General features: G+C 42.2%; 11 protein-coding genes. 8 read left to right on the top strand and 3 right to left on the bottom strand.

The features are described 5' to 3' along the window. The first annotated feature begins 43 nt into the window (after nucleotides 1–43). From pheS to FTV43_RS05000, 3 genes are all read left to right on the top strand, one after another. Nucleotides 44–1,024, top strand: a complete 981-nt coding sequence (gene pheS, locus FTV43_RS05010; protein ID WP_179994995.1) for a phenylalanine--tRNA ligase subunit alpha — start codon at nucleotides 44–46, stop codon at nucleotides 1,022–1,024. 129 nt (nucleotides 1,025–1,153) lie between these two features. Beyond that, nucleotides 1,154–3,535, top strand: coding sequence for a phenylalanine--tRNA ligase subunit beta (pheT, locus tag FTV43_RS05005; RefSeq protein ID WP_104852457.1), 2,382 nt, complete (start codon nucleotides 1,154–1,156; stop codon nucleotides 3,533–3,535). After that, nucleotides 3,532–3,828: an integration host factor subunit alpha gene (locus tag FTV43_RS05000; RefSeq protein ID WP_004649746.1), complete on the top strand. Its 297-nt coding sequence runs from the start codon at nucleotides 3,532–3,534 to the stop codon at nucleotides 3,826–3,828. The genes pheT and FTV43_RS05000 overlap by 4 nt, the downstream gene beginning before the upstream one ends. 370 nt (nucleotides 3,829–4,198) lie before the next feature. Here FTV43_RS05000 and FTV43_RS04995 read toward each other — a convergent pair whose 3' ends face one another. From FTV43_RS04995 to trxA, 3 genes are all read right to left on the bottom strand, one after another. Beyond that, the gene (locus FTV43_RS04995; RefSeq protein ID WP_179994994.1) at nucleotides 4,199–4,498 is read right to left on the bottom strand and encodes a hypothetical protein; all 300 of its coding nucleotides are present in this window, start codon (nucleotides 4,496–4,498) and stop codon (nucleotides 4,199–4,201) included. A 421-nt stretch (nucleotides 4,499–4,919) separates the two neighbouring features. After that, nucleotides 4,920–6,188 carry a transcription termination factor Rho gene (rho, locus tag FTV43_RS04990; protein ID WP_004975162.1) on the bottom strand — a complete coding sequence of 423 codons (1,269 nt, stop codon included), beginning with the start codon at nucleotides 6,186–6,188 and terminating at the stop codon, nucleotides 4,920–4,922. 335 nt (nucleotides 6,189–6,523) lie between these two features. Further along, nucleotides 6,524–6,850 carry a thioredoxin gene (gene trxA, locus FTV43_RS04985; RefSeq protein WP_004975164.1) on the bottom strand — a complete coding sequence of 109 codons (327 nt, stop codon included), beginning with the start codon at nucleotides 6,848–6,850 and terminating at the stop codon, nucleotides 6,524–6,526. 271 nt (nucleotides 6,851–7,121) lie between these two features. On the opposite strand from trxA, the gene ppx reads away from it, so the two are divergent. Genes ppx through FTV43_RS04960 form a run of 5 tightly spaced genes read left to right on the top strand, consistent with a single transcriptional unit; the run spans nucleotide 7,122 to nucleotide 12,249 of the window. Next, nucleotides 7,122–8,642: an exopolyphosphatase gene (gene ppx, locus FTV43_RS04980; RefSeq protein ID WP_004975167.1), complete on the top strand. Its 1,521-nt coding sequence runs from the start codon at nucleotides 7,122–7,124 to the stop codon at nucleotides 8,640–8,642. Nucleotides 8,643–8,674: 32 nt separating this feature from the next. Next, nucleotides 8,675–9,496, top strand: coding sequence for an acetyl-CoA carboxylase carboxyltransferase subunit alpha (locus tag FTV43_RS04975; RefSeq protein WP_004975170.1), 822 nt, complete (start codon nucleotides 8,675–8,677; stop codon nucleotides 9,494–9,496). Then, entirely contained in the window at nucleotides 9,433–10,779 is a 1,347-nt protein-coding gene (gene tilS / locus FTV43_RS04970; RefSeq protein WP_179994993.1) for a tRNA lysidine(34) synthetase TilS, read from the top strand. The genes FTV43_RS04975 and tilS overlap by 64 nt, the downstream gene beginning before the upstream one ends. 30 nt (nucleotides 10,780–10,809) lie before the next feature. Beyond that, nucleotides 10,810–11,637 (top strand): pyrroline-5-carboxylate reductase, encoded by an 828-nt coding sequence (gene proC, locus FTV43_RS04965; RefSeq protein WP_096902428.1) that lies wholly within the window; start codon nucleotides 10,810–10,812, stop codon nucleotides 11,635–11,637. Nucleotides 11,638–11,679: 42 nt separating this feature from the next. Beyond that, complete coding sequence (locus FTV43_RS04960; protein WP_004975174.1) at nucleotides 11,680–12,249, top strand: YggT family protein; 570 nt, start codon at nucleotides 11,680–11,682, stop codon at nucleotides 12,247–12,249. The last annotated feature ends 69 nt before the right edge of the window (nucleotides 12,250–12,318 follow it).

The following is a 12,318-nucleotide window of genomic DNA, read 5'->3' as shown; positions in this document are numbered from 1 at the left end:
GGGTTTTTAAATTATTTCTAAATTGTTGCTTTTGAGAGTTACTATGTCACTGGAAGCCCTGACCAATGAAGCGCTCGCTGCAATTGCAGCAGCAGAGGACCTTGCTACACTCGACCAGGTGCGAGTGCAATTTACGGGGAAAAAAAGCCAGCTTGCGGAACAATCCAAAGCACTGGGTAAAATGGACCCTGAACAGCGTAAAGAATTTGGTGCACAAATTCATGCTGTGCGTGAAGCAATCAATGCGGCATTAACTGCGCGTCAAACTGAATTACAACAAGCGGCTTTGGCACAAAAAGTGGCGAATGAAACCGTTGATATTACTTTGCCAGGTCGTGGTCAAAGCATCGGCAGTATTCACCCAGTTACGCAGGTACAGGAACGTATTTGCCAATTCTTTACCAAAGCAGGTTTTACCGTGGCAACGGGCCCAGAAGTTGAAGATGACTATCACAACTTTGAAGCGTTGAATATTCCAGGACATCACCCTGCGCGTGCCATGCACGATACTTTCTATTTTGATGTGAATCATTTATTGCGTACCCACACGTCGGGCGTACAAATTCGCACCATGGAAAATCAACAGCCGCCTATTCGTATTGTTTGTCCAGGTCGTGTGTATCGCTGCGACTCAGACCAAACACACTCACCAATGTTCCATCAAATTGAAGGCTTATACGTCGCAGAAAATACCAGTTTTGCAGAACTCAAAGGTTTGTTGATTAACTTATTAAATGAATTCTTTGAAAAAGACTTAAAAGTACGTTTCCGCCCATCTTATTTCCCATTCACAGAGCCAAGTGCTGAAGTGGATATTATGGATGAACGTGGTCGCTGGTTGGAAGTTTTGGGCTGCGGCATGGTGCATCCAAACGTGTTACGCGCTTCAGGCATCGACCCAGAAAAATATAAAGGTTTTGCCTTCGGTTTAGGGGTAGAGCGTTTTGCGATGTTGCGTTATGGCATCAATGACTTGCGTATGTTCTACCAAAATGATGTGCGTTTCTTGCGCCAGTTTGCTTAAAAACAAATTTATACCTCTCCCTGACCTCTCCTAAAAGGAGAGGGGTGTCCATATATGACACAGGATGCTTCTTCTTTGAAAAGAGGGAGTAGAGGGGATTCAAAATTTAGATTTATAGGTTTTATATCAATGAAAATTAGCGAAAATTGGCTACGCACGTGGGTTAACCCAGCCATTGACAGCGATACTTTATCGAATCAACTCACGATGCTGGGTCTAGAAGTTGATGACATGTCACCAGCAGCAAAGCCATTTACAGGCGTTGTGGTGGGTGAAGTCTTAACGGTTGAACAGCATCCAGATGCAGATCGTTTACGTGTGACTACGGTAAATATTGGTTCAGGTGAGCCGTTGCAGATTGTGTGTGGTGCGCCAAACGTGCGTGTAGGTATGAAAGCACCTGTGGCAACCATTGGTGCGGTATTGCCAGGCGACTTTAAAATCAAAAAAGGCAAACTGCGTGGTGTGGAATCACAAGGGATGCTCTGCGGCGCATCAGAAATTGACCTTGAAGATAAACTTGATGGTTTATTGGAACTGCCTGCAGATGCACCTGTAGGTGTGAATGTACGTGAATATCTTGATCTAGATGACCATGTCATTGATATCAGTATTACTCCAAACCGTGGTGATTGTTTCAGTATTCGTGGTATTGCCCGTGAAATTGGGGTGATTAACCAATTGCCAGTGAATACACCTGACATTCAGGCAGTAGCGGCAACTATTCAGGATGAAAAAACTGTACAAAGTTTGACGGAAGGCTGCCCACGTTATTTAGGTCGTGTGATTAAAAATGTAAATACCAAAGCCGCTACACCTGAGTGGATGGAGCGCGCGTTGGCACGTTCAGGTATCCGTCAGCACAGTATTTTGGTTGATATTACCAACTATGTCTTGATTGAATTGGGTCAGCCAATGCACGCTTTTGATGGTGCTAAAATTCAAGGTGGCATTCAAGTTCGTCAAGCGACTGCAGCAGAAAAATTGGTGCTGTTAAACGAGCAAGAAGTTGAGCTGCAAGATGATGTGATGGTGATTGCCGATGACGCAAAAGTATTGGCGATGGCGGGCATCATGGGTGGTTTATCTTCTGCGGTAAGTGATGAAACCACAGAAATTTTCCTTGAATCCGCTTTCTTTGCACCATTGCATATCGCAGGTCGTGCACGTCGTTATGGTTTGCATACCGATGCCTCACAGCGTTATGAACGTGGTGTCGATTTTGAATTGCCATTATTGGCGATGAACCGTGCATCACAACTGATTGCAGAATTTGCTGGCGGCGAATTTGGTCCAATTACAGTGGCAGAACAAGCAGCACAATTGCCAACACGTGAAGCAATTGCGTTAAATCAAGCGCAAGTCGATCAGCTCTTGGGTTATCACGTTGATGCTACATTTATTGCCGATGCTTTAACTCGTTTAGGCTGCGAAGTTACTGTTCAAGCTGAAGGTCAGTGGAGCGTTGTACCACCATCACATCGTTTTGATATGGCAATTTACCAAGACTTAATTGAAGAAGTTGCTCGTATTCACGGTTATGACAACATTCAAATCAGTTTGCCTGTGATTGATGTGCAATTAGCAAAATACCAAGATCAGTTTGAAGTTGCGCAATTACGTCAAACCGCAGTGACTTTAGGTTATCAAGAAGCAATTAGTTTTAGCTTTGCCGATGCAAAATTGGAAAAACAATTAAACCCTGCAGTGAATCCGTTGGCATTGGCGAATCCAATTTCAAGCGATTTGGCAGTAATGCGCTCAACGTTGTTATCCAGCTTAATTCCATGCGTTCAGTACAACGTGAATCGTCAACAAAACCGTGTGCGTTTCTTTGAGTTGGGTTTACGTTTTGATTATCAACATGCAGCAAGCATTCATGACTTGAAGCAAATTCCAACTTTGGCATTGATTGCGGTGGGTGCTAAACATGCAGAATCTTGGCATGCTAAAGCTCAGCCTATGGATTTCTTCGATTTTAAAGGCGATATTGAAGAAATTTTAGCTGCAGGTCGTGTGCAGGTAGAGTATGTTCGTTCAGAGCGTACTTGGTTGCATCCTGGACAATCTGCTGAAATTTTGGTAGATGGTCAGTCTATTGGTTACTTTGGTCGTTTACATCCATCTTTAGAAGATGAGCTGGATTTAGGCACGGCTTGGGTAGCAGAACTCGATCAAACAGCAGTTTTGCAAACTTATGTATCTAATTTTACAGAATTATCACGTTTTCCATCGGTTAGACGTGATATTGCGCTTTTAATTAGTGATAAGATAAATGTAAGCGAAATTCAGCAACTTATTGAAAAAACGGGTGGAGCGCTGTTAGACTCAACTTGGTTATTCGATGTGTATACTGGACAAGGTGTTGAACAAGGCAAGCGTTCTTTGGCTTTTGCTCTGTTATGGCAACATCCAACACGTACACTTGAAGATGCTGAAATTAAATCTGGTATGGATAACATTCTGCAAGTGTTGGAAAACACTTACCAAGCGACATTGAGGGCTTCATGACAGCATTAACAAAAGCAGAAATGGCTGATCATTTAAGTGAGCTCACGAGTTTAAACCGCCGTGAAGCGAAACAAATGGTCGAGTTATTTTTTGATGAGATCAGCCAAGCACTGATCTCTGGCGAGCAAGTTAAACTTTCAGGGTTTGGGAACTTCGAGTTACGTGATAAACGTCAACGACCTGGTCGCAACCCGAAAACAGGCGAAGAAATTCCAATTTCAGCCCGCCGTGTAGTCACATTCCGCGCAGGGCAGAAATTCCGCCAGCGTGTGGGAAATGAGCAGATCGATTGATCTGCTTTTTTTTATGCTTTTTATAAGAGATTTTAGAAAGACGCTGTGATTTAGCAAGACATAGTGATTGATCTTGCAATTGAGAGACTTGAATCAAACTATGGATATGAATGAAAACACTGTAGAGCTGAACAAGACGCTACCTAAGAATTGAGCGTGGAGATGAGAAACCAAAAGGTTATATCGAAATAAATGCCGAATGGGGTTAAGTGTTTTGGTTAAATGCTTTTATATGCTGAATCATCTACTTGAAAAAGATGGATTGAGCGATTTGGAGATATTGTGCTGAGTAAAATAAATTTTAGACAAAATATTCAGAAATAAAAAAGAGAGCCATCGGCTCTCTTTTTGTACTGCATAATCGTATCGATTATTGAGCAGCAGCTTCAGAAGCAGCAGCAGCAGCGTCTACAGCAGCATCAGCAGCGTCAGTTGCAGCATCAGCAGCAGTGTCAGCAGCATCAGTAGCAGCGTCTACAGCAGCTTCAGCGCCAGAAGCAACTTCTACAGCAGCAGCGTCAGCAGCAGCTTCAGCTTCAGATGCAGCTACAACAGCTTCAGATGCAGCAGCGTTAGCGTCAGCAGCAGCTTCTTCAGTTTTTTTAGCACAACCAACGAAAGCTAAAGTAGTAGCAACTGCAGCAGCAATAGCGATTTTTTTGAATAACATGGCATCACTCTCTAAAATATGAGATTAAAAAAAACCGACGTTAGTCTGTTGTATGCTTTTATTATTCCTAAATTTTGTTAGGCACTAACAACGCAGGCGCAGTCTAACTGGTCTGCGAATATGCTATCACTGCGCTTTTTGAATTGCTACTAGGTTGATTGAAAAAAAGGCAAAAAAACGCGAAAAATACGTGCTTTTTTAACAGAAAATAACAATTAATTTAGCATTTTAGATTGGAGAGTTGCACGGTAACTGGCTAAAAACTAAAAGGTTTTTACTAAATATTTTTTTATAATCATTTACTTAAAAATAAGTTTACATATACCGCGTGCAATTGTGTCTTTATGTAAATTTTGTCAACCAAATAAAAAAGCCATCGTTTTAAGATGACTTTTTTAGGTGTTCTAATATTTATAGCCGTTTAATTGGCTGCTTTACGTTTCATTTGATCAAAGAAGTCGTCATTAGTTTTGGTTTCTTTCATGCGATCAAGCAAGAATTCCATTGCTGCCAATTCATCTTGAGTGTGTAACAATTTACGCAAAATCCAAACTTTACGCAAATTATCTTCACTCATTAAGCGCTCTTCACGACGTGTACCTGATTTTTTGATGTTCATGGCAGGGAAAACACGTTTTTCTGCAATACGACGGTCTAAGGTAATCTCTTGGTTGCCTGTACCTTTAAACTCTTCGTAAATCACTTCATCCATTTTACTGCCAGTTTCAATCAGTGCAGTTGAAATAATGGTTAGAGAACCACCTTCTTCAATATTACGTGCAGCACCAAAGAAGCGTTTTGGACGTTCTAAAGCGTGCGCATCAACACCACCTGTTAAAACCTTGCCTGAAGAAGGTACGACAGTGTTGTAGGCGCGTGCCAAACGGGTAATCGAATCCAGTAAAATCACCACGTCTTTTTTATGTTCAACTAAACGCTTGGCTTTTTCAATGACCATTTCTGCAACTTGAACGTGACGAGCAGGTGACTCATCAAATGTTGATGCAATCACTTCACCGCGCACGGTGCGTTCCATTTCAGTCACTTCTTCAGGGCGTTCATCAATGAGAAGTACAATCAAGAACACTTCTGGGTTGTTACGAACAATCGACTGAGCGATGTTTTGTAGCAACATGGTTTTACCCGCTTTAGGCGGAGCCACAATAATTGAACGCTGACCTTTACCAATTGGCGCAACCAAATCTACCACACGTGCAGTTAAGTCTTCAGTTGTTCCATTACCTAACTCCATCACCAACTGTTCTGTTGGGAAAAGCGGGGTTAAGTTTTCAAATAAGATTTTATTACGTGAATTTTCAGGGGTGTCATAGTTAATTTGATTGACTTTGAGCAAAGCAAAATAACGTTCGCCTTCTTTTGGTGGACGAATCGTACCTGTAATGGTGTCACCCGTGCGCAGGTTAAAGCGACGAATTTGCGAAGGGCTGACATAAATATCATCTGGGCCAGCAAGGTATGAACCTGCAGCTGAGCGTAAGAAACCAAAACCATCAGAGAGAATTTCTAGAACGCCATCACCAAAAATCTCTTCACCATTCATGGCATGGCGCTTTAAGATGGCAAAAATAATGTCTTGCTTGCGGTTACGCGCCATTCCTTCAAGGCCCATAAACTCGGCAATCTTGATGAGTTCGCCAATCGGTTTTTTCTTGAGTTCGGTTAAATTCATAGAGGTTCTGATAGAATTAAAATTCTGGGGTACAGGTTAGAGAGGGAGCAACATTTAGCCGCATTCATACAATAAAATGAAAGCAATTGTATTTGCACAATAACGATTCAGAGCACTGATTCATTGTTTGATTGAAAAATGTGAAAAACAATTTCTGTTGCCGAGCGGCATTTTTGTGTTGTGTCTTTTCAGAAAGAGGATGAAAGATCCTGCGTTTCCTGAGCATGCAATATAAGAGAGAAACGTCTACTTGTCAATTTGTAGGCAAAAAAAATACGCCAATGCGTGGCGTATTTTTTTCATCATCTCTATAAATAGACGATGGATCCATCGACTTAGATATTTTCGTCAATAAATGCAGTCAATTTAGATTTAGGTGCTGCACCGACTTGCTGTGCAACCACTTCACCATTTTTGAACATCAATAATGCTGGAATATTGCGGATGTTGTAGTTCACTGCAGTTTGTTCGCAAGAAGTTACATCAACTTTTACAATTTTAACTTTGCCTTGGTATTCGTCTGCAAGTACTTCAAGTACAGGTGCAATTGCTTTACATGGCGCACACCAGCCAGCCCAGAAGTCAACCAATACAGGAGTATCCGATTGAAGAACATCTGCTTCGAAGTTTGCATCAGTGGTGTTTACGATGTTGCCAGACATGGATTACGCTCCAAATAATTTTTAAGATAGCTTTAGTTAGTATTACATAGCCATCTTGAACAAAGTAGGGGAATCTGTGGATTTTCCATTCAAAATACAAGTTTGTCCAATTGATCGTGACGATAACGCTAAACGAAAATGCGAATTCTGTAACACAATTGTCATATATGCGGAAAATTTAAATAGTCGTCAAATTGTGCTGATAAATGGCTTTTAAATTAGGTGTATGTGAATTACTCTAGGCACAATTCTGTCTAGGTTTGTTTGAAGAATGTCTGATTTTTTAATTGATGAAGAGTTACTCGCAGCCATCGATATGGGGTCGAATAGTTTTCACTTGGCGATTGCTCGAGTGGATCATGGTGAAGTAAAAAAAGTGGCATCAATGTCAGAAAAAGTACAGTTGGCCGCAGGTTTAGATGAAAATAAGAATTTGACCGAAGCTGCTCAACAACGTGGTTTGGCATGTTTGGCGCGTTTTGTGGGACGTTTAACTGCGGTGCAGTCAAACCGTTTGCGTATTGTGGCAACCAACGCATTGCGTCAGGCCAAAAATGGACATGAGTTTATTCAAAAAGCCGCAGAAATTTTGCCTAAACCTATTGAAATTATTGCAGGGCGTGAAGAAGCCCGTTTAATTTATTTAGGCGTATCGCACACGATGGCAAATAGTGGTCGTCGTTTGGTAATTGACATTGGCGGTGGTTCGACAGAGTTGATTATTGGCGAAGAATTTGAGCCAATTCATACCGAATCTTTACAAATGGGCTGTGTGGCCTATACCAAAGCCTATTTTGCCGATGGTGAAATTAGCAAGAGCAGTTTTGAAAAAGCAGTGGTTGCAGCGCGTAAAGAACTGTATTCGATTGCCAATACTTATAAAGAAGCAGGTTGGGATACCGTTGCAGGTTCGAGCGGTACCATTAAAGCTTGTCGTCAAATTACGGTAAATATGGGCTGGAGCAATGAGCAGGAAAATCTGACTCGTGAAGGTTTAGAAAAACTCAAAGACCGTTTGCTCAAGTTTAAACACGTATCAGAAATGGAATTTGATGGTCTAAAAGAAGACCGTCGAGCAGTTTTGCCAGCAGGTTTGGCAATTTTATATGCGGTATTTGATGTATTAGATATCGATAAACTGGTGTATTCCGATGGGGCTTTGCGTGAAGGCGTAATGTATGACTTGTTGGGACGTTTCCAGCATGAAGACATTCGTGATCGCAGTGTACAGGCCTTGATGGGGCGTTATAACTCAGACCCGAAACAGGCTGGACGTGTGGTGAAAACTGCGCAACATTTATTTGACAGCGTGGCAGAATCATTAAAATTAAATAACGAAGATAGTGACTTATTGCGTCGTGCTGCGTACTTACATGAAATTGGTTTAGCCATCAGTCACAGCAGTTATCATCGTCACGGTGCATATTTATTGCAACATTCGGACATTCCCGGTTTCTCACAAATTGACCAAAACTATCTCTCGCATTTGGTCGGCAACCATCGTCGAAAGTTGCGCCAAGACGCGAAAACAGAAGCACTGAAAGCGGGTGGCAATAAAATTGTTTACTTAAGTTTGTTGCTTCGCCTTGCAGTTTTGGTCAACGCAAGTCGTAGCGATGCGATGCTTCCTGCCATTGAATTAAGCATCCGCAATGCGCAACAATGGCAGCTCAGCGTGTCGGGTGATGCCAAACAATGGCCATTGCTTGTCGCTGAATTGCACGATGAACAAGTGCAATTCAAGAATTGGGACATTGAATTGAATATTCAGTCGGAACAATTTGTCGATTAAGATTTGGTTAATTTAGGGATAACAGTCGACTTATGAAAAAAGCTGCTCAATCTAAAGCATGGAAAACCGTGCAAATTGCACGTCATCCTGAACGTCCGCAATTTCTAGACTATGTGGGTGAAATTTTCACTGAATTTGATGCCTTACATGGCGATCGTTTATTTGGTGATGATGGTGCAATGATCGGTGGATTGGCACGCTTTGATGGTCAGCCTGTCATGGTGATAGGTCAACATCGTGGTCGCAGTACCCGCGAAAAATTACAACACAACTTCGGGATGTGTAATCCAGAAGGCTACCGTAAGGCACAGCGTCTTATGGATATGGCAGAGCGTTTTAATCTGCCAGTTTTCACTTTTGTTGATACGATGGGTGCATACCCAGGTGTAGGTGCAGAGGAACGTGGTCAGGCAGAAGCGATTGCGACCAGCTTAGCGCAATTGTCGAACTTAAAAGTACCTGTAATTGCTACAGTATTGGGCGAAGGTGGTTCAGGCGGTGCGTTGGGTATTGGCGTGGCTGACCGTGTGGTAATGTTGTCACACAGTATTTACTCTGTTATTTCACCAGAAGGTTGTGCGTCTATTCTGTGGAAAACTGCAGAAAAAGCCGAACAAGCCAGTGAAGCATTGGCATTGACTGCAGAAAAACTGCAAAAGATTGGTATTGTAGAATACGTGGTTGATGAAGGTGAGGGTGCGCATTTAAACCCTGAACAAGTCATGCACAGTCTGAAAAATGTGTTAAAAGAAGCTTTGGATGAATTGCAAGCGATGGATGCAACACAACGATGCGAAGAACGTTACCAGCGTTTAATGAAGTTTGGCAGCGACAATTTAGGTCTAGCGTCTTAAGCCAATTACAGGCTTTTTCTGCACAGACAAAATTTTTAATCGGATGTAGTGGCGGCATGGATTCCATGCTGCTACTGCATCTTTTGTCGTTTTTGTGCCCTGAAAAAGTACGCGCGATTTATATTGATCACCAATTGCAAAGTCCAAGCGCAGCGTGGGGCACATTGGTGCAAGCCACCTGCCAAAATTTAAATGTGCCGTGTGTGCTGCAAAAAGTCAGTGTGTCTGAGGGTAATTTAGAAAATCAGGCACGTCAGGCGCGTTATCAGGCCTATATGCAGCACTTAGATAGCAACGAAGTTCTAGTATTGGCGCATCATCAGCAAGATCAGGCAGAAACCGTATTGCTGCGTTTGTTTTCAGGCGCAGGTGTGCAAGGACTTGCTGCCATGCAAGCTGTCGATGTGCGTGATGACATCAGTATTTGGCGTCCGTTATTGGATATTTCGCGTGAGCAGATTTGCCAATGGAGTGCTGAATTAAAGCTCGATTATGTGCAAGACCCAAGCAATCAGGATGTGCATTATGACCGAGCTTGGGCAAGAGAAATATTGTGGCCTGTCGTGCAACAGCGTTTTCCTAAAATGCAGCAAGCTGTGACGCGTACTGCAAACTTGATGCAAGATACTGAAAACATTTTGGCAGAAGTTTTGGCGCAGGATTTAGCTGCATGTGGCACAAACTCGCAGTTGAATTTAATTCAGTTACAACAATTGTCTTTGTCACGGCAACGTCAGCTATTATCGGCATGGATGAAAGGACAGGCACAATATCGCCCAAGTTTTGATATGGTCGAACGCTTGCAACGTGAGGTGATTCAAGCCAAAGCCGATGCACAAGCGGCATTACATTGTCAGGATTATTATTATCTGCGTTATCAGCAACAATTATTTCGTTTGCCGAAAGCGGAGTATTTAGCTGCAGAACATTTTGAGGCAGAAGAACAAGTGTTATGTTTGCAGGCAGATCAGACTTTTCAAGTGTGGTCTGGCTGTTATCAACTGCAACAAGCCAAAGTCGGTTTATCTGCAACTTTGCTGAATCGTCCGTTAACTTTACGGCCACGTTTGGGTGGTGAAAAAATTCATTTGTATGGTCGGGTGGGCACATGGCCACTGAAAAAAGCCATTCAGGAAGCACAAATTTTTCCGTGGACGCGTCATACAATTCAAATATTAAGCCTAGATAATGTTATGCTAGGCGTTTTTAGCCCCAAAGGCTTTTGGCTTGCACAGTCGGACTATTGTGTCGCAGATGGATGGCAACCGAATTTAGTCTCTTAACGACAAAGAACTCAACGAAGAGCGTGAATCATGAGTGCAGTATTGAATTGTAATATTAGTTTCATTGGCGGTGGCAACATGGCGCAAGCCTTGATTGGTGGTTTGATTGCCAGAGGTTTGCCGCCAACCCGTATTACAGTTTCAGACCCTGTAGAACAAGTGCGTGAATTATTAAAAGAAAAAGATGTGCATGTCACTGAGGATAATTTGGCCGCGATTGCAGATGCAGATATTGTGGTATTTGCAGTCAAACCACAGGTTTTGGCACAAGTATTGCGTCCATTGCACGGTCAGTTTGAAGATAAGCTGGTGATTTCGATTGTTGCGGGCGCAGAAATTGCCACGATTTCTGAGTTATTACGTACAGAACGTGTAGTGCGGGTAATGCCAAATACGCCTGCTTTGGTGCAAACAGGTGCACATGGTTTGTATGCAACCGAACAGGTCAATAGCACTGACCGTGAATTGGCAAGTCAGGTTTTGGCAGCGACAGGTTTAACTATTTGGGTAAACTCTGAGGCGCAAATTGATGCTGTGACTGCAGTATCTGGTTCAGGGCCAGCATATTTCTTCTATTTGATGGAAAGTATGATTCGTGCAGGCAAGAACTTAGGTTTAGATGAAAAAGTGGCGACAGCACTGACGTTACAAACTGCTTTGGGTGCAGCACAAATGGCAATTACCAGTTCGAATACACCTGCAGAATTACGCAAAAATGTAACTTCACCAAATGGCACGACCCAAGCGGCAATTGAAGTGTTTGATCATGCGCAAATTTCACAAAATATTCAGGCGGCATTGGCTGCTGCTAAAACGCGTAGTCAAGAATTAGCGCAAGAGTTGAGTGATAGTATTTAATTATTGAAAAACAATGAATTTAAATTTTAGGAAAGTTTAAGTATGGGTGCAAATTCTGCGCTAATTTTTGGCATTATCATTAACGTAGCGATTTTGCTCGTATTCTTCCGTTTCTTAATGCAATTGGCAGCGGTGAGTCCTTATAACCCTGTGGTGCTTTCAACCATTAAAGCCACCAAAATTGTAGATGTATTTGGACGTATTTTTCCAACGGTTGGCAAAGGTCGAGTTAACTCTGCAGCCTTGGCTTTGTTGGTGGTGTTGTATCTACTCAAAATTTTTGGTGTTATGTATCTCAATGGTGCGATGCCGAATAGTCCAATTCACTTACTGATTCTGACTTTTGTGACCATGATTCAGGATTTAATCCGTTTCTGTCGTTATTTGATTTTTGCCACCATTATTTTGAGTTGGGTGGTGATGTTTACTCAATCTCGTGGCCCGTATATTGAGGTGATTCAAGAGTTGGCAGAGCCGTTATTAGCACCATTTCGTCGTTTATTGCCGAACATGGGCATGATTGATTTGTCGCCAATTATTGCATTTTTGGCTTTATATATCGCTGAAATTATTATGAATCAGGTAGCGATTGTATTGCTGACTGGCTTATAAGTCGCATTATCCTAAAACATTAAAAAGGACTCGATTTGAGTCCTTTTTTTGTAGTTTAAGTTTGGGCTG

This window comes from Acinetobacter sp. YH16053, assembly GCF_013417035.1.
Classification (GTDB): domain Bacteria; phylum Pseudomonadota; class Gammaproteobacteria; order Pseudomonadales; family Moraxellaceae; genus Acinetobacter; species Acinetobacter towneri.
This window is presented reverse-complemented; position numbering and strand designations above follow the sequence as displayed.